Origin of the sequence: Burkholderia sp. AU16741, from assembly GCF_002223345.1 — a bacterium.
GTDB classification, from domain to species: domain Bacteria; phylum Pseudomonadota; class Gammaproteobacteria; order Burkholderiales; family Burkholderiaceae; genus Burkholderia; species Burkholderia sola.
The window spans coordinates 153,039-169,076 of record NZ_NKEZ01000005.1; the positions used below are offsets into that span (position 1 = coordinate 153,039).

The following is a 16,038-nucleotide window of genomic DNA, read 5'->3' on the forward strand; positions in this document are numbered from 1 at the left end:
GACTACGCTAGGATAACCGCGAAAGCACGGATCGTGCGCCGCGCCCGCCCGGGCGCGCCGGTCAATCATGGAGACTCGCGTCATGAAAATCACCCGCCTCGAAACGTTCGTCGTCCCGCCCCGCTGGCTGTTCCTCAAGATCGAGACCGACGAGGGCATCATCGGCTGGGGCGAGCCGGTCGTCGAAGGCCGCGCGCACACGGTCGAGGCCGCCGTGCAGGAACTGGCCGACTATCTCGTCGGCCGCGACCCGCTCCTGATCGAGGATCACTGGCAGGTGATGTACCGCGCGGGCTTCTACCGAGGCGGCCCGATCATGATGAGCGCGATCGCGGGCGTCGACCAGGCGTTGTGGGACATCAAGGGCAAGCATCACGGCGTGCCCGTGCATGCGCTGCTCGGCGGCCAGGTGCGCGACCGCATCAAGGTGTATTCGTGGATCGGCGGCGACCGGCCGAGCGACGTCGCGAACAACGCGCGCGCGGTGGTCGAGCGCGGCTTCAAGGCCGTGAAGATGAACGGCTCCGAGGAGCTGCAGATCGTCGACACCTACGACAAGGTCGAGCAGGTGATCGCGAACGTCGCGGCGGTGCGCGACGCGGTCGGCCCGCACGTCGGGATCGGCGTCGACTTCCACGGCCGCGTGCACAAGCCGATGGCGAAGGTGCTCGCGAAGGAGCTCGACCCGTACAAGCTGATGTTCATCGAGGAGCCGGTGCTGTCGGAGAACGCCGAGGCGCTGCGCGACATCGTCAACCAGACCAACACGCCGATCGCGCTCGGCGAGCGGCTCTACTCGCGCTGGGATTTCAAGCACATCCTCGCGGGCGGCTACGTCGACATCATCCAGCCGGACGCGTCGCACGCGGGCGGCATCACCGAGTGCCGCAAGATCGCGACGCTCGCGGAAAGCTACGACGTCGCGCTCGCGCTGCATTGCCCGCTCGGGCCGATCGCGCTCGCCGCGTGCCTGCAGCTCGACGCGCTCAGCTACAACGCGTTCATCCAGGAACAGAGCCTCGGCATCCATTACAACCAGGGCAACGACCTGCTCGACTATCTGCGCAACCCCGAGGTGTTCCGCTACGAGGACGGCTTCGTCGCGATCCCGCAAGGGCCGGGGCTCGGTATCGACGTGAACGAGGAGAAGGTGCGCGAGATGGCGAAGACCGGCCATCGCTGGCGCAACCCGGTATGGCGCCACGCGGACGGCAGCGTCGCCGAGTGGTGATGAACGCGTGAGATGGAAGGATGCGTTGCGCGGCACGTGCGCCGCGCGACGCGTTCGACACGGCCGCCCCGACAAGGCGGCCGTTTTTGCATCCGCGCCATGCCGGCGGCGCGCGCCGGCGCCGGCCCGGCGCCCCGCCGTTCGGCCGTCAGCCGAGCGCGGCGAACCCCGGCACGCTGAACGACAGCACGGCCGCCGCGACGAACACGCCGATCATCGTCATCCCTTCGAGATGCAGGATGTTGCGGAACGTGTACGCGTCCTCGGTCGACGCGGTGCGGCGCAGGCGCGGCAGCGCCGAGAAGCGGTTGAGCCCGCCGAGCACGAGCGCGAGCGCGACGAGCAGCAGCTTCAGCAGCAACACGCGCCCCCACGTGCTGCCGTCGAGCGGCGCGAGCGAGCCGCCGAGCCCGCGAATCGCGTTGAGCACGCCGGTGCCGAGCACGAAGACGACCGCGACGATCGACGTGCGCGACAGGTGCTGGCCGATGCGGATCAGCGCGCCGCGCGCGACCGACGTACCCAGCGCCGGCAACACCGCGAGCCCGCCCGCGAGCACGAGGCCGCCCCACACGGCGGTGGCCAGCAGGTGCAGCGTCTGCACGCCGACCGCCGCGGACAACGCGCCGCTGTCGGCCGCATGGCCGAGCGACGCCTTGCCGGCCGCGACCACGATCACCGCGAGCCACAGCACCGCATGCGCGAGCGGGCCGTCCGGCTTCGCGAGCGCGACGATCGCGAGCAGCACCGCGCCGGCGAACGCGACGCTCCAGGCGAAGCCCGTGTGCGTTTGCATCAGCATCACGGGAATCGCGGCGAACGCGCCGCCGAGCCCCGCGCCGCTCATCGCCGCGGCCTCGTAGACGAGCCAGCCGAGATCGGCGAGCACCAGCGCCAGCGCCGCCGCGACCAGCGAATGTTGCGCGCGCAGCCATGCGGGGTGCGACGGCGCGACGAGCGGCCGCGCGCCGTCCTTGCCGAGCCACGCCTTGAGCAGCGCCGAGCCGACCGCCATCGCGAACGCCGCATCCATCAGCGCCGCGAGCGCGACCTGACCGATCCACAAGCTGTCGAACTTCATCGCGCGGCCCCTCCCGCAAGCGGCAGGCCGGCAGTGCGGCGGCAAGGGAACGGGCAGCGGGAGGCAGGCAACGGCACGGTAGAAAACGTCATCGATGAATCCGGAAACGGGAGAAATGACTGGACCTGCGGCGGAGGCGGCGCCGCGCGACCCGCGAGTGTACGGTCTTCGATGGGGAAAACGCACGCCGGTTCACATGAGCCCGGCGCAATGCGCGTCAAATTGTCGCAAGTCGCAAACGGACAGGAACCGATGTCCTTTTGCCAAATAGCCGTCATTACCCATCGATGATAGAATGCCGCGTCGCAGCAGCCCGGCTGTCCTGCCGTCCATGCGCCGAGCCGATCGTAGCCCGGACAAGGTCCCCGACGAATAAACATGGAGTCTCGTGTGTCTTCAAGACGCCTCTTCCGTCCGCTGCTCGCCGTTCTGATGATCGGCGGCGCGGGCCTTATGAGCGCTGCCCAAGCGCAGACCAAGCCCACGGAGCAAGCGCACGCCCAGCAGGCGCCGCTCAAGGCACCCGATACGATGGCCGAGCGTGTGCGCGGCTGTACCGCATGCCACGGCGTCCACGGCCAGGGCACGGACAACGACTACTTCCCGCGTCTGGCCGGCAAGCCCGCCGAGTACCTGTACAACCAGCTCGTCAACTTCCGCGACGGCCGGCGCAAGTACCCGCCGATGAACTATCTGCTGACGTACCTGAACGACGATTACCTGAAGGAAATCGCCGAGCACTTCTCGGCCGAACGTCCGCCGTACCCGACGCCGGCGAAGCCGACGCTGCCGGCCGCGACGCTCGCGCGCGGCAAGCAGCTCGTCACGCAGGGCGACCCGTCCCGCAAGCTGCCTGCCTGCGTGGCCTGCCACGGCGCAGGGCTGACCGGCATGCAGCCGGCGATCCCGGGCCTCGTCGGCCTGCACGCCGATTACCTGAGCGCGCAGCTCGGCGCATGGCGCTCGGGCAACCGTCACGCGAAGGCACCGGATTGCATGCACGAGATCGCGTCGAAGCTGTCGGATGAAGACGTGACGGCCGTGACCGCATGGCTCGCCGCGCAACCGGCGCCCGCCAACCCCGTGCCGGCCCCGGCGCGTTCGATGAAGACTCCGCTCGCCTGCGGCAGCGAACCGCAATAAGGCAAGGGAGACAGACACAATGAAACGCAAGTCCCTGTTTGCACTCTCGGCCGTCGCGATCGTCGCGGCTGCCGCCCTCGTGCCGGTCCTGTGGCCGGGCAACGACACGCTGCACGGCGCCGCCGCCGTCGCGGCCACGCCGGCCGACCAGGCCGCGCTGATCAAGAAGGGCGAATACCTCGCGCGCGTCGGCGACTGTATCGCGTGCCACACCGTGCGCGGCGGCAAGTCGTTCGCGGGCGGCCTGCCGATGGCGACGCCGTTCGGCACGATGTACACGCCGAACATCACGCCGGACGACCAGAACGGTATCGGCAAGTGGACGTCGGACGACTTCTACCGCGCGATGCACACGGGTCGCTCGAAGGACGGCAGCCTGCTGTACCCGGGCTTCCCGTTCGCGAGCTACACGAAGGTCACGCGCGCCGATTCGGACGCGATCTACGCGTACCTGCGTTCGGTGCCGCCGGTGTCGGTGCCGAGCCGTCCGCACGAACTGAAGTTCCCGTTCAACAACCGCAACCTGCTGATCGGCTGGCGCACGCTGTTCTTCAAGGAAGGCGAGTACAAGCCGGATCCGACGAAGTCGGTCGAATGGAACCGCGGCGCGTATCTCGTCGAAGGCCTCGGCCATTGCTCGATGTGCCACACGTCGATCAACATGATGGGCGGCCCGGTGAGTTCGTCGGCGTTCGCCGGCGGCCTGATCCCGCTGCAGAACTGGTATGCGCCGTCGCTGACGAACGACAAGGAACTCGGCCTCGGCGACTGGCACGTGCAGGAGCTGTCCGACCTGCTGCAGGCCGGCGTGTCGCAGAAGGGCGCGGTGTTCGGCCCGATGGCGGACGTGGTCCACAACAGCCTGCAGTACATGACCGACGAAGATACGCGCGCGATGTCGACGTACCTGAAGTCGATCCCGCAGAAGGCTGAAGCGCCGAAGAACATGCAGTACGAGCCGTCGAAGCAGTTCGGCAACGCGCTGTTCGACCAGGGCAAGAAGATCTACGCGGACAACTGCGCGACCTGCCACGCCGAAACCGGCGCCGGCAAGCCGCCGGCCTATCCGCCGCTCGCGGGCAACCACTCGATCATGATGGAATCGGCGGTCAACCCGATCCGCATGGTGCTGAATGGCGGCTACCCGCCGAGCACGTTCAAGAATCCGCGTCCGTACGGGATGCCGCCGTTCGCGCAGTCGCTGTCGAACCAGGAAGTCGCGGCGGTCGTCACGTATATCCGGATGTCTTGGGGTAACAACGGTACGCCGATCTCGCCGCAACAGGTGAGCGACCTGCGTTCCGCGCCGCTCGACTAAGAAGCGGCTCACACAAACGGGGCGCGGCTGCGGGAAACCGCGGCCGCGCCCTTTTGCTTTTTGGCTGTTTAGCGATGCAGGTTTGCCGCGCGGGCCGCGCGCTGTGTCGCCGATCATAAAACTCAAGAGTGGTATCTATGTCTTTCGAATCTCTCGGCTTGGCCGAACCGCTGGTCAAGGCGGTCAACGAGCTCGGCTACACGTCGCCGACCCCGATCCAGCAGCAGGCGATCCCGGCCGTCCTCGGCGGCGGCGACCTGCTCGCCGGCGCGCAAACCGGCACCGGCAAGACCGCCGGCTTCACGCTGCCGATCCTGCAACGCCTGCACACGTTCTACGCCGAGCACCGTGGCGCGAAGCGCGCGGTGCGCGCACTGATCCTCACGCCGACGCGCGAACTCGCCGCCCAGGTCGAGGAAAGCGTGCGCGCGTACAGCAAGTACCTGAAGCTGCGCTCGACCGTCATGTTCGGCGGCGTCAGCATCAATCCGCAGATCGACGCGCTCAAGCGCGGCGTCGACATCGTCGTCGCGACGCCGGGGCGCCTGCTCGACCACATGCAGCAGAAGACCATCGACCTGTCGGATCTCGACATCCTCGTGCTCGACGAAGCCGACCGGATGCTCGACATGGGCTTCATCCACGACATCAAGCGCGTGCTCGCGAAGCTGCCGCCGCAGCGCCAGAACCTGCTGTTCTCGGCCACCTTCTCCGATGAAATCAAGGCGCTCGCCGACAGCCTGCTCGACTCGCCCGCGCTGATCGAGGTCGCCCGCCGCAACACGACCGCCGAAAGCGTCGCGCAGAAGATCCACCCGGTCGACCGCGACCGCAAGCGCGAGCTGCTCACGCACCTGATCCGCGAACACAACTGGTTCCAGGTGCTGGTGTTCACGCGCACCAAGCACGGCGCGAACCGGCTCGCCGAACAGTTGACGAAGGACGGCATCAGCGCGATGGCGATCCACGGCAACAAGAGCCAGTCGGCGCGTACGCGCGCGCTGGCCGAGTTCAAGAACAGCACGCTGCAGGTGCTCGTCGCGACCGATATCGCCGCGCGCGGGATCGACATCGACCAGTTGCCGCACGTCGTCAACTTCGACCTGCCGAACGTGCCCGAGGATTACGTGCACCGGATCGGCCGCACGGGCCGCGCGGGCGCGACCGGCGAAGCCGTGTCGCTCGTGTGCGTCGACGAGAAGCAACTGCTGCGCGACATCGAGCGGCTGATCAAGCGCGAGATCCCGCAGGAAGTGATCGCGGGCTTCGAACCCGATCCGAATGCGAAGCCGGAGCCGATCCAGCAGCGCCGCGGGCAGCAGCAGCCGCGCGGCGGTGGCGGTGGTGGCGGCAATCGCCAGCCGCGTGCCGGCGGCTCAGGCCAGCCGGCCGCGAAACGCGACGGCAACGCGCAACCGAAGGCTGCCCAGCAGAAGGCCGCGAAGCCGCGCACGCAAGGCGGCGCCGGCGCTGGCAGCAACAGCGGCGGACGTCCGGCAGGCGGCGGCAACGGCGCCCGCCCGGCAAGCGGCAACGCCGCGCATCCGAACCGCAACCGTTCGTCGCGCAGCGGCCAGCGCGGTCACTGAAGCCGCGCGGCCGCGCGCCGCAGGTGCTCGATCTGGCGTTGCCAGCGTGCGAGCACCGCGGCGCGCTCCCCTTCCAGCGTGAACGTGACGCCTGTCGCGAGACGCGCATAGCCGACCCGCTGCGCATCGCCGTGCGCGATCGTCGCAGCGAATCCGGCCAGCCCGCCGAAGTCTCCTTCGAGCGGCGCCATCTCCAGTTGCGCCTGAAAGAACGCGCCGTCCGCGACGAGCGTCAACGCGGCCGCGCGCCGTCGCGCGATCGCGCGTGCCGCTCGCGACTGCGGCCAGAGCGCGATCAGCAGCGTGCGCGCATCGTGTGCGTAGATCTCGCCGACGCCGAGCAGCGTCGTGCGCAACTGGCCGTCGTCGGTCGCGACGATCAGCGACGCGGCGACGTCGGCATGACGCTCGAGCGCGGTGCCGTCGAACAGCGACACGACGGCGGGCGGCCACGCGTCGAACGTCCATTGTTCGAGCGCGTGGCGATGGGTATCGGTCATGATGGCGTGGTCCGGCTGCGGATCGGATGAGGAGGCGCCAGCATACGCGCGCCGGGCCGGGCCGCAGCGATCAGCGCAGGAAAACGTGCCGCGTGATCTTCGTGAGCGGATAGTGAACGCCCGGCTGGATCTTCGCGGGCAGGTCGAGCGGCTTGAGCAGCATCTTCACGCACATGTCGGCCGACAGGTTGCGACGAACGAGCGAATTGATGCGCGCCGCGCGCTCGCGGTTGTACTGGCTGTCGCCGACGCGGTCCGGATAGCGGATCGCGAACACGTGGCGCAGCGCGATCTCGGAATCCTCGTTCTTGATTTCCATCACGCGGCGCGCGAGCGCACCAAGCACCGCGAGCCGGCCGTTGCCTTCGACCTGGTTGTACTTCTTGAAGAACTTGAAGAAGTGCTTGTAGTGACGCACTTCGTCGGTGCGGATGTTGTCGGTGATTTCCTTCAGCACCGGCTCGTCCGAGCATTCGTTGATCGCGCGATAGAGCGTGGCCGTGCCCGTCTCGACGACGCAGCGTGCGACCATTTCGAGCGCGCGGGTTTTTTCGAACGCCTCGACCGAGCAGGTCTTCGAATACTCGGCGAAGAAATTCGCGAAGGCCGTATCCCAGTCGAACTCGGGCCACACGTGCGCGATATACGCCTTCAGCGCGCGGCCGTGCTGCAATTCTTCGGGCTCCCATGCACTGTTGAGCCATGCGGAGACTTCCGGATCGTCATTGAAGAATTCGCTCAGATTGCTCGTATAGAGATCCGAGCCGCTCTCGATGAACGACGACGCGCACAGCAGCAGCAGCAGATCCTCGTTCGCGGCGGCACGCTGACGATCGATCCGGTTCAGGTCGATGTCCTCGATACGCCACGGCATCACATGCGTCGTTTTGGTGTCCATGGTAGTGCGCTCCCAGTCGTCGCGCGGAGGCCGGGCCGTGCCTGGGGCACAGGCGCCAGCCGATCCGCAGGCGGCGTTTTACTTGCGTTTATAGTGAGTCGGTCCGGCCGAACCATCCTGGCATCTTAGCCGGACTTTGAGGTTCGTGCTCCAGAGCACTGACCATACCCGACAGGCGCAGTTCCACGGCGTCTGTTGCCGTTCGTTAGATGAGTCCTTCAAACCGCTTGCGCGCGTTCGATCGGATGCGCCGCGCCAAACGAAAACGGGCGGCCGGCGGGCCGCCCGGGATGCCGGGAAACTGCAAAGGACGCTGGAAGCGATCCGTCAGAAACCGGCCGCCAGCCCGTCGCGCCGGCTGTCGCTCGCGGCCACGTAGCCGCGCTCCGGATCGTCGGGATCGAGGCGCCACACGAACTGTCCGGACCCGAAATCCATGTAAGGATCGTCGATCGACTGGATCGTATGGCCGCGGGCGGCCAGCGCGTCGACCGTCGCGCGGTTCATCGTCGCCTCGACGTCGAGCGTGAAGTCGCGGTTGACCTTCCAGCGCGGCGCGCAGCACGCGGCCTGCGGCTGCTGGCCATAGCCGAGCATCCGCACGATGGTCTGCAGATGGCCCTGCGGCTGCATGTCGCCGCCCATCACGCCGAAGCTCATCACGGCCTCGGTGCGGCCGTTGGCTTCCTCGGTGACGAACGCCGGGATGATCGTGTGGAAAGGCCGCTTGCCGCCCGCGACGACGTTCGGCGAAGCCGGGTCCATCGAGAAGCCGTACCCGCGGTTCTGCAGCGCAATGCCGGCGCCGGGCACGACGAGCCCCGAACCGAAGCCCATGTAGTTCGACTGGATGAAGCTCACCATCATCCCGCGCTCGTCGGCCGCCGACAGGTAGATCGTGCCGCCCGAATGCGGCCGGCCGGCGGCGAAGTGCGTCGCGCGCGCACGATCGATCAGCTTCGCGCGTTCGGCGAGGTACGCATCGTCGAGCATCTGTTCGGGCGTGACGTCCATCGCGCGCGGGTCGGCGACGTAGCGATAGACGTCGGCGAACGCGAGCTTCATCGCCTCGATCTGCAGATGCTGCGAATCGACCGAGTCGACCGGCCATTCGGTCAGGCCCGCATGCTCGGCGATGCCGAGCGCGATCAGCGCGGCGATGCCCTGCCCGTTCGGCGGGATCTCGTGAATCGTGTGACGGCCGAAGCGCTTGCCGATCGGCTCGACCCATTCCGGCCGGTACGCGCGCAGGTCGGCTTCGGTCAGCGCGCCGCCGCCTTCGCGCGCGAACGCGGCGATGCGCTCGGCGAGCGCGCCTTCGTAGAAGGCCCGGGCGCCGTCCTTCGCGAGCGTGCGCAGCGTCTGCGCATGACCGGGCAGGCACACGCGTTCGCCGACGAGCGGTGCGCGGCCGCGCGGCATGAAGGTGTCCGCGAAACCGGGCAAGCCCTGCAGTTCGGGAATGGCCGCCGCCCACTTGTGCGCGACGATCGGCGGCACCGAATAGCCGCGCTCCGCGATCTCGATCGCCGGCTCGAGCAGGTCCGCGAACGGCAGCGAACCGAACTTCGCGTGCAGTGCTTCCCAGCCCGCGATCACGCCCGGCACGGTGACGGTGTCCCAGCCGCGCGTCGGCTTGTTCGCGATGCCACGGGCGTCCTCGCCGTGGCGCTTGCGGAAGTAGTCGACGTTCCATGCGGCCGGCGCAACGCCCGATGCGTTGAGCCCCGACAGTCGCTCGCCATCCCACACGAGCGCGAACGCATCGCCGCCGAGCCCGCACGACACGGGTTCCACCACCGTGATCGCGGCGGCCGCGGCCAGCGCCGCGTCGACCGCGTTGCCGCCCTTCCACAGCATCCGCAGCCCGGCCTGCGCGGCAAGCGGGTGCGACGTCGACACGACGTTGCGCGCGAACACCGGAATGCGGGTAGACGGATACGGGTTGTGCCAGTTGAAGCCACTCATCGATACACCTCGCGAAAGCTGGATGAACGTGCCCGCGCGAACGGGCAGTCCGCCATTCCAGCGCGATAAGCGCGATCGCGCAAATTCATTTGTCACATGAATCCATGCCATTTCCGCATGAATCATGGGCGCCGACGCCCGGCAGGCCGGCCGAACGCCGTTACCGCCCTTACAATACCCGCTCCGTCTCACGACACGACCATCGAGCCATGACCCGAGATCCCCGCCTCACCCTCAACGCGCGCCAGCAGGAATTGCTCGAATGGGTGCAGCGCGACGGCTTCGTGACCGTCGACGATCTCGCCGCGCACTTCGCGGTCACGCCGCAGACGATCCGCCGCGACGTGAACTGGCTGGCGGACCTGAACCTGCTGCGCCGCTACCACGGCGGCGCAAGCCTGCCGACCAGCTCGGAGAACGTGTCGTACACCGCGCGCCAGCGGATGTTCCACGACGAGAAGCGGCGCATCGCGGCGCTCGCGGCGTCGCACATCCCCGACCAGGCGTCGCTGTTCATCAACCTCGGCACGACGACCGAGGAAGTCGCGCGCGCGCTGAACCGCCATCACGGGCTGCACGTGATCACGAACAACCTGAACGTCGCGTCGATGATGAGCGGCTACCCCGACTGCGAGGTGCTGATCACGGGCGGCATCGTGCGGCCGTGGGACAAGGGCATCGTCGGCGAGCTCGCGATCGACTTCATCCGGCAGTTCAAGGTCGACTACGCGATCATCGGCACGTCGGCGATCGAGGCCGACGGCACGCTGCGCGATTTCGACACGCGCGAGGTGCGCGTCGCCGAGGCGATCATGCAGCATGCGCGCACGGTCTATCTCGTCACCGATCATTCGAAGGTCGGCCGCCCGGCGCTCGTGCGCCAGGGGCATCTGAGCCAGGTGCACGCGCTCTTCACCGACAAGCCGCTGCCGCCCGAGATGGCCGATACGGTGGCCGCGGCCGGCACCCAGGTGTACGTCGCGGAATGACGGTTGCGATGCTGCACCGCACCTGAAACTTCAAGTGAAATCAAGAAGTTGGCGCCCCGCGCGAACCGCTTGGGGAGGGCGCTTCTGTCAAACGGAAAATTAACGGGGCACGATTTGTCGTTGCGTGCGCGCTCGACTAGACTCCAGTTCCCCGGCCCGTTCGCCGATCCGCCTGTGCCAGGGCGGTGCGAATTTCAAGGCCGGCGAATACAGCTTTCCCCCCAAGCCATACCCCGTGGGGTATCGCGCGTCGGCGTATGCGCCGGCCGCGCGGGCAGTCCGATTGCCATGGAGAGAACGATGCTGAGTCCGCATGAATTCGCCACGCTCTTGCTTGTGAAGGACGCGCCTGATCAGCGCGACATGGATCGGGATGAACTGGACATCCTGCTCGAACAACAGCTCGTCCGCCTGGAAGGGCTCGGCTCGGGGCGCAGATACTGCGTGACCGAGACCGGCGACGCCACGCTGCGATCCGTCAAGTACCGCTATTCGTAAGCCCCGCTGTTCCCGACCTTGACCTGATCGCGCGGCCGGCCTCCCGGCCGCGCGGTCGTTCCCCGCCTCCCGCCTGCCCGTTCGCCGCCGGCTTCAACCGCCGCGCAGCGTCGGATCGACCGCCGCCCGCCAACTGATGGCCTGCGCGCGCGCCCCGTTGAAATACGCGATCCAGCCCGCGCGTGCCGCCGCGTCCGGCGCCACGTAGTGGGTCGAAAGTTCGTTTACGAACGCACAATAGTTCGCTTCGGTCAGCCCGCGATACCGTTTCGCGACGTACGCGTCGTACAGCGTCGAATAGACCGGCTGCGCGTCCGCGCCCCAGTCGCGTGCGGCGCCGCCGCACGACGTCTGCAGATCGACGAATGACGGCGCCCGCCAGTTGCCGGCGAGCGGCGGCGTACCCGCGCTGCACCCCGCCAGAAGGACGGCACACGCGCCGGCCCACATCCCAATACGCATGATTCACCTCGCGAAACGGTCGATTTCGCCAGTATCGTCCGGGATCGTGTCGCACGCTACTGCCCCGCTTTATCGAACTTTACTTTTTCGATTTCGTTCGTTAAATTTCGAATTCGAACATTTCATGTTCGCCCTATTTCAACAGACGATAAGGACAGCAGGTGACCCAACCGAATCGCTACGATCTGCTCGTCGTCGGCGGCGGCATCAACGGCGCGGGCATCGCGCGCGATGCGGCCGGCCGCGGCCTGTCGGTCATGCTCTGCGAGCAGGACGACCTCGCGTCGCACACGTCGTCGTCCAGCACGAAGCTGATTCACGGCGGCCTGCGTTATCTCGAGTACAACGAGTTCGGACTGGTGCGCAAGGCGCTGCAGGAACGCGAGACGCTGCTGCGCGCGGCGCCGCACATCATGTGGCCGCTGCGCTTCGTGATGCCGCACATGCCGAACCTGCGCCCGGCCTGGCTGATCCGCATCGGCCTGTTCCTCTACGATCACCTCGCGAAACGCGAACTGCTGCCCGGCTCGCGCGGCATCGACATGCGCCGCCATGCGGCCGGCGCGCCGCTGATCGACTCGATCAAGCGCGGCTTCGTGTATTCCGACGGCTGGGTGGACGATGCCCGCCTCGTCGTGCTGAACGCGATGGATGCGAAGGAGCGCGGCGCCGAGATCCTCACCCGCACGAAGCTCGTTTCCGCCGAACGCCGCGGCGACGAATGGGAAGCGCGGCTCCAGCAGGCCGACGGCTCGATCCGCGTCGTGCAGGCGCGCGCGATCGCGAACGCGGCCGGCCCGTGGGTCGGCGACGTGCTGCACGGCGCGCTCGGCCGCGGCGCGCATCACAGCGTGCGGCTCGTGAAGGGCAGTCACATCATTACGCGCCGCCTGTTCGATCACGATCACGCGTACATCTTCCAGAACCCGGACAAGCGGATCATCTTCGCGATTCCGTACGAGCACGACTTCACGCTGATCGGCACGACCGACGTCGAATACACGAACGATCCCGCGAAGGTCGCGATCGATCGCGACGAAACGCAGTATCTGTGCGATTCGATCAACCGCTACTTCAAGCGCAAGATCTCGCCGGCCGACGTGCACTGGACCTATTCGGGCGTGCGCCCGCTGCTGGAAGACGAGAACGCGGCGAACGCGTCGGCCGTCACGCGCGACTATCGCCTCGAACTCGACGACGGCGCGGGCGCGCCGCTGCTGTCGGTGTTCGGCGGCAAGATCACGACGTTCCGCAAGCTCGCGGAAGAAGCCGGCGACATGCTGTGCCGCGCGCTCGGCCGCGACGCGAAAACCTGGACGGCGGGCGTCGCGCTGCCCGGCGGCGATATCGCCGACGCGAAATTCGACGCGTTCGCCAGCGCGTTCGCGAAACGCCATCCGTGGCTGCCCGCCGCGCTCGCACGCCGCTATGCGCGCGCGTACGGCACGCGTGCGGAGCGCGTGGTCGACGGCGCGAGCTCGCTCGCCGACCTCGGCGCCGAAATCGCGCCGGGCATCCACGACGCCGAACTGCGCTACCTGCGCGACGCCGAATGGGCGACCTGCGCGCAGGACGTGCTGTGGCGCCGCTCGAAGCTGGGCCTGCACGTCGCGCCCGGCACGCTCGACGCCGTGACCGCCGCGGTCGACGCGTGGTTCGCCGCCGCGCATGCGCCGCACGCGTGACTCGAATGCACATTGCAGTTGCAGTTGCCTGACCGACGTTGATTCACCGACGCGCCGCCCACATGCGGCGCGCATCACAACTAAGCCTATCCACGGATGGAGATGAGAGACATGCAGGACCAGTACATCCTCGCGCTTGACCAGGGCACCACGAGTTCCCGCGCGATGCTGTTCGATCGCCAGGGCAATATCGTATCGATCGCCCAGAAGGAATTCGAACAGATCTACCCGCAACCCGGCTGGGTCGAGCACGACCCGCAGGAAATCTGGTCGACGCAAGCCGGCGTCGCCGCGGAAGCCGTCACGCGCACGGGCCTGAACGGCACGTCGATCGCGGCGATCGGCATCACGAACCAGCGCGAGACGACGATCGTCTGGGATCGCGAGACGGGCCAGCCCGTCTACAACGCGATCGTCTGGCAGGATCGCCGCACGGCCGACTTCTGCGATTCGCTGAAGAAGCAGGGACTCGAAGCGAAGGTGCGCGCGAAGACCGGCCTGCCGATCGACTCGTACTTCTCCGCGACGAAGATCCGCTGGATCCTCGACAACGTGCCGGGTGCGCGCGAGAAGGCCAGGCAGGGCAAGCTCGCGTTCGGCACCGTCGACAGCTGGCTCGTGTGGAACTTCACGAAGCACGAGCTGCACGTGACCGACGTGACGAACGCGTCGCGCACGATGCTGTTCAACATCCATACGCGCGAGTGGGACAGCGAGCTGCTCGAACTGCTCGACATCCCGCGCAGCATGCTGCCGGAAGTCAAGGCGTCGTCGGAGATCTACGGCCACACGAAGACCACCGTGTTCGCGTCGAAGATCCCGCTCGCGGGCATCGCCGGCGACCAGCACGCGGCGCTGTTCGGCCAGATGTGCACGACGTCGGGCATGGTGAAGAACACCTACGGCACCGGCTGCTTCCTGATGATGAACACCGGCGACAAACCGATCGAGTCGAAGAACAACCTCGTCACGACGATCGCGTGGCAGATCGGCGACGACGTGCAGTACGCGCTCGAAGGCAGCATCTTCATCGCGGGCGCGGTCGTGCAGTGGCTGCGCGACGGCGTCGGCCTCATCAAGACGGCCGCCGAGATCGAGGCGCTGGCCGCGAGCGTGCCTCATACCGACGGCGTGTATCTCGTACCCGCGTTCGCCGGCCTCGGCGCGCCGCACTGGAACGCGCGGGCCCGCGGCTCGGTGTTCGGCGTCACGCGCGGCACGACGGCCGCGCACCTCGCGCGCGCGGCGCTCGATGCGATCGCGTACCAGTCGCTCGACGTGCTGGCCGCGATGGAGGCCGACTCGGGCATCAGCATCGGCGAGCTGCGAGTGGACGGCGGCGCGAGCGCGAACGACCTGCTGATGCAGTTCCAGGCCGACCTGCTCGGCGTCGACGCGGTGCGTCCGCAGATCACCGAGACGACCGCGCTCGGCGCGGCCTATCTCGCGGGCCTCGCGATCGGCTACTGGAAGAACCTCGACGAAGTGCGCAGCCAGTGGCAGCTCGATCGCCGCTTCGCGCCGTCGATGCCGAAGGAGCAGGTCGAGCAGCGCATGGCCGGCTGGCAACGTGCGGTACGTGCCGCGAAGGCATGGGCCGACGACACGCAGTAATCCGAACAACACCAAACGACATACAACAACACCGGCGGACCGCGCAGCGCGCGAGTCCGCCGTGACTTCGAGAGACAACCATGTCACCTTATATTGCAGAATTCATCGGCACCGCGATCCTCGTGCTGCTCGGCAACGGCGCGGTTGCAAACGTGCTGCTTGCAAAGACCAAGGGCAAAGGCGCGGACCTGATCGTGATCGTGATGGGCTGGGCGATGGCGGTATTCGTCGCGGTCTACGTGACCGCGTCGTTCAGCGGCGCGCACCTGAACCCGATCGTCACGATCAGCCTCGCGCTCGCGGGCAAGTTCGCGTGGTCGAAAGTCGGCGGCTACGTGCTCGCGCAGATGCTCGGCGGGATGGCGGGCGCGCTGCTCGTGTGGCTCGCGTATCGCCAGCACTTCGCGAAGGAAGCCGATGCGGACCTGAAGCTCGCGGTGTTCTGCACGGCGCCCGCGATCCGCAGCACCACGCACAACGTGCTGACCGAAGCGATCTGCACGTTCGTGCTGATCCTCGGCGTGCTGTATCTCGCATCGCCGCAGGTCGGCCTCGGCGCGCTCGACGCGCTGCCCGTCGGCCTGCTGGTGCTCGGCATCGGCATCTCGCTCGGCGGCCCGACCGGCTATGCGATGAGCCCCGCGCGCGACCTGTCGCCGCGCATCATGCATGCGCTGCTGCCGATTCCGGGCAAGCGCGACAGCGACTGGCGCTATGCGTGGGTGCCGGTGATCGGCCCGCTGCTCGGCGGCGCCGCGGCGGCCGGCCTGTATCTGCGCCTGCACGCGATGGCCTGATCGCGGTCTGAACGACGCGTGCGGCGTTCGCTGCCGCGCGCGTCGCTCCCCTCTTTTTTCCCTCGGTCGTCATGAGCCGCGACCCGGGCGCGAGGCCGACTCCATTCGCCACTCGGGCGGCATCGCGACGGACACGCCCGAACCGTTCCTCCTCGAACGCTACCGGCACGCGTACGCGGCCGCATCGGGCACATTGACCGCCGCGCCGCACGGTCCGCGCGTGAAAGCACGTATGATGGCGAATCGATCGGCGTCGCCGATATCC

General features: G+C 67.6%; 14 protein-coding genes. 9 read left to right on the forward strand and 5 right to left on the reverse strand.

Annotated features, from left to right (window positions below; translation table 11 throughout):
* Nucleotides 1–82: 82 nt before the first annotated feature.
* Complete coding sequence (dgoD, locus tag CFB89_RS13905; protein ID WP_089468379.1) at nt 83–1,231, forward strand: galactonate dehydratase; 1,149 nt, start codon at nt 83–85, stop codon at nt 1,229–1,231.
* A gap of 148 nt (nt 1,232–1,379) precedes the next feature.
* On the opposite strand, the gene CFB89_RS13910 is transcribed toward dgoD, so the two are convergent.
* Complete coding sequence (locus CFB89_RS13910; RefSeq protein ID WP_089468380.1) at nt 1,380–2,312, reverse strand: CopD family protein; 933 nt, start codon at nt 2,310–2,312, stop codon at nt 1,380–1,382.
* A 378-nt stretch (nt 2,313–2,690) separates the two neighbouring features.
* Here CFB89_RS13910 and CFB89_RS13915 point away from each other — a divergent pair, with 378 nt between their 5' ends.
* From CFB89_RS13915 to CFB89_RS13925, 3 genes are all read left to right on the forward strand, one after another.
* Nucleotides 2,691–3,455, forward strand: a complete 765-nt coding sequence (locus CFB89_RS13915) for a c-type cytochrome (RefSeq protein WP_089468381.1) — start codon at nt 2,691–2,693, stop codon at nt 3,453–3,455.
* A 19-nt stretch (nt 3,456–3,474) separates the two neighbouring features.
* Nucleotides 3,475–4,773, forward strand: a complete 1,299-nt coding sequence (locus CFB89_RS13920) for a cytochrome c (protein ID WP_006477897.1) — start codon at nt 3,475–3,477, stop codon at nt 4,771–4,773.
* Nucleotides 4,774–4,910: 137 nt separating this feature from the next.
* Nucleotides 4,911–6,362: a DEAD/DEAH box helicase gene (locus CFB89_RS13925; protein ID WP_089468382.1), complete on the forward strand. Its 1,452-nt coding sequence runs from the start codon at nt 4,911–4,913 to the stop codon at nt 6,360–6,362.
* Here the strand turns inward: CFB89_RS13925 and CFB89_RS13930 are convergent.
* The 3 genes from CFB89_RS13930 to CFB89_RS13940 all read right to left on the reverse strand — a co-directional run bounded on the left by CFB89_RS13930 (nt 6,356) and on the right by CFB89_RS13940 (nt 9,728).
* Entirely contained in the window at nt 6,356–6,862 is a 507-nt protein-coding gene (locus tag CFB89_RS13930) for a hypothetical protein (RefSeq protein WP_089468383.1), read from the reverse strand. The genes CFB89_RS13925 and CFB89_RS13930 overlap by 7 nt on opposite strands.
* Nucleotides 6,863–6,932: 70 nt before the next feature.
* On the reverse strand, nt 6,933–7,760 hold the full coding sequence (locus CFB89_RS13935; protein ID WP_089468384.1) for a ferritin-like domain-containing protein: 828 nt from the start codon (nt 7,758–7,760) through the stop codon (nt 6,933–6,935).
* Nucleotides 7,761–8,087: 327 nt separating this feature from the next.
* A complete protein-coding gene (locus CFB89_RS13940) occupies nt 8,088–9,728 on the reverse strand; it encodes a gamma-glutamyltransferase family protein (RefSeq protein ID WP_089468385.1) in 1,641 nt (546 codons plus the stop codon).
* Between the two features lie 209 nt (nt 9,729–9,937).
* Here CFB89_RS13940 and CFB89_RS13945 point away from each other — a divergent pair, with 209 nt between their 5' ends.
* Complete coding sequence (locus CFB89_RS13945; RefSeq protein ID WP_006493999.1) at nt 9,938–10,717, forward strand: DeoR/GlpR family DNA-binding transcription regulator; 780 nt, start codon at nt 9,938–9,940, stop codon at nt 10,715–10,717.
* Nucleotides 10,718–11,017: 300 nt separating this feature from the next.
* Nucleotides 11,018–11,215 carry a hypothetical protein gene (locus tag CFB89_RS13950; RefSeq protein ID WP_050014609.1) on the forward strand — a complete coding sequence of 66 codons (198 nt, stop codon included), beginning with the start codon at nt 11,018–11,020 and terminating at the stop codon, nt 11,213–11,215.
* Nucleotides 11,216–11,308: 93 nt separating this feature from the next.
* Here CFB89_RS13950 and CFB89_RS13955 read toward each other — a convergent pair whose 3' ends face one another.
* Nucleotides 11,309–11,677: a hypothetical protein gene (locus CFB89_RS13955; protein WP_179233434.1), complete on the reverse strand. Its 369-nt coding sequence runs from the start codon at nt 11,675–11,677 to the stop codon at nt 11,309–11,311.
* Nucleotides 11,678–11,838: 161 nt separating this feature from the next.
* Here CFB89_RS13955 and glpD point away from each other — a divergent pair, with 161 nt between their 5' ends.
* The 3 genes from glpD to CFB89_RS13970 all read left to right on the forward strand — a co-directional run bounded on the left by glpD (nt 11,839) and on the right by CFB89_RS13970 (nt 15,773).
* Nucleotides 11,839–13,362, forward strand: coding sequence for a glycerol-3-phosphate dehydrogenase (glpD, locus tag CFB89_RS13960; RefSeq protein WP_089468387.1), 1,524 nt, complete (start codon nt 11,839–11,841; stop codon nt 13,360–13,362).
* A 111-nt stretch (nt 13,363–13,473) separates the two neighbouring features.
* A complete protein-coding gene (gene glpK / locus CFB89_RS13965; RefSeq protein WP_089468388.1) occupies nt 13,474–14,976 on the forward strand; it encodes a glycerol kinase GlpK in 1,503 nt (500 codons plus the stop codon).
* Nucleotides 14,977–15,056: 80 nt separating this feature from the next.
* Nucleotides 15,057–15,773 (forward strand): MIP/aquaporin family protein, encoded by a 717-nt coding sequence (locus tag CFB89_RS13970; RefSeq protein ID WP_050014615.1) that lies wholly within the window; start codon nt 15,057–15,059, stop codon nt 15,771–15,773.
* The last annotated feature ends 265 nt before the right edge of the window (nt 15,774–16,038 follow it).

What these genes read in the sequence shown, in the direction of transcription:
- CFB89_RS13930 (WP_089468383.1), bottom strand. Translation starts at nt 6,862, where the DNA reads ATGACCGATACCCATCGCCACGCGCTCGAACAATGGACGTTCGACGCG.
- CFB89_RS13935 (WP_089468384.1), bottom strand. Translation starts at nt 7,760, where the DNA reads ATGGACACCAAAACGACGCATGTGATGCCGTGGCGTATCGAGGACATC.
- glpK (WP_089468388.1), top strand. Translation starts at nt 13,474, where the DNA reads ATGCAGGACCAGTACATCCTCGCGCTTGACCAGGGCACCACGAGTTCC.
- CFB89_RS13970 (WP_050014615.1), top strand. Translation starts at nt 15,057, where the DNA reads ATGTCACCTTATATTGCAGAATTCATCGGCACCGCGATCCTCGTGCTG.
- CFB89_RS13925 (WP_089468382.1), top strand. Translation starts at nt 4,911, where the DNA reads ATGTCTTTCGAATCTCTCGGCTTGGCCGAACCGCTGGTCAAGGCGGTC.
- CFB89_RS13950 (WP_050014609.1), top strand. Translation starts at nt 11,018, where the DNA reads ATGCTGAGTCCGCATGAATTCGCCACGCTCTTGCTTGTGAAGGACGCG.
- CFB89_RS13945 (WP_006493999.1), top strand. Translation starts at nt 9,938, where the DNA reads ATGACCCGAGATCCCCGCCTCACCCTCAACGCGCGCCAGCAGGAATTG.
- CFB89_RS13955 (WP_179233434.1), bottom strand. Translation starts at nt 11,677, where the DNA reads ATGCGTATTGGGATGTGGGCCGGCGCGTGTGCCGTCCTTCTGGCGGGG.
- CFB89_RS13940 (WP_089468385.1), bottom strand. Translation starts at nt 9,728, where the DNA reads ATGAGTGGCTTCAACTGGCACAACCCGTATCCGTCTACCCGCATTCCG.
- CFB89_RS13910 (WP_089468380.1), bottom strand. Translation starts at nt 2,312, where the DNA reads ATGAAGTTCGACAGCTTGTGGATCGGTCAGGTCGCGCTCGCGGCGCTG.
- CFB89_RS13920 (WP_006477897.1), top strand. Translation starts at nt 3,475, where the DNA reads ATGAAACGCAAGTCCCTGTTTGCACTCTCGGCCGTCGCGATCGTCGCG.
- dgoD (WP_089468379.1), top strand. Translation starts at nt 83, where the DNA reads ATGAAAATCACCCGCCTCGAAACGTTCGTCGTCCCGCCCCGCTGGCTG.
- CFB89_RS13915 (WP_089468381.1), top strand. Translation starts at nt 2,691, where the DNA reads ATGGAGTCTCGTGTGTCTTCAAGACGCCTCTTCCGTCCGCTGCTCGCC.